Genomic DNA, 390 nt, shown 5'->3' with positions numbered 1-390 from the left:
AGTACCGGCGGCTCCGCTGAACAAACGGATCCCTAATCCTGTTTTCGTCGTGGCGATGAGCCCGGAACCAAACCCAGCGGCATTCCCGCGGATAGTGACTTTCAGGGCAGCTCCGCTGTTGCCTGCTGAGCCAGTACAGGTCAGGGGATAAATAATTTCTTGTTTGTAATTGACGCCGTCCACCAGGCGGGTAATCAGGTCATCACCAAAATTGACCGCCACATCACGACCGCTATTGATGGTACACTGGGGCCCCTCAATTAATGTTCCGGAGACCGTTACGGTCGTCGTGTCGCCCTGTGCGGCGATAGCTTGCGTGGCCGGGACTGTCAGCAGCGCCACAATCAGGGCAAAGCGATAACTTTTCATTTCAGTTTTTCTCCCCGGGCA

At 55.4% G+C, this 390-nt stretch carries 1 protein-coding gene; it reads right to left on the bottom strand.

Annotated features, from left to right (window positions below; all coding sequences use genetic code 11):
* Nucleotides 1-369, bottom strand: a 369-nt coding sequence (locus AQ981_RS25500; RefSeq protein WP_121500751.1) for a fimbrial protein, incomplete at its 3' end; no start/stop codon positions are given.
* Between the last annotated feature and the right edge of the window lie 21 nt (nucleotides 370-390).

It is taken from the genome of Entomohabitans teleogrylli (genome assembly GCF_001484765.1).
In the GTDB taxonomy this organism is placed as follows: Bacteria; Pseudomonadota; Gammaproteobacteria; order Enterobacterales; family Enterobacteriaceae; genus Entomohabitans; species Entomohabitans teleogrylli.
This window is presented reverse-complemented; position numbering and strand designations above follow the sequence as displayed.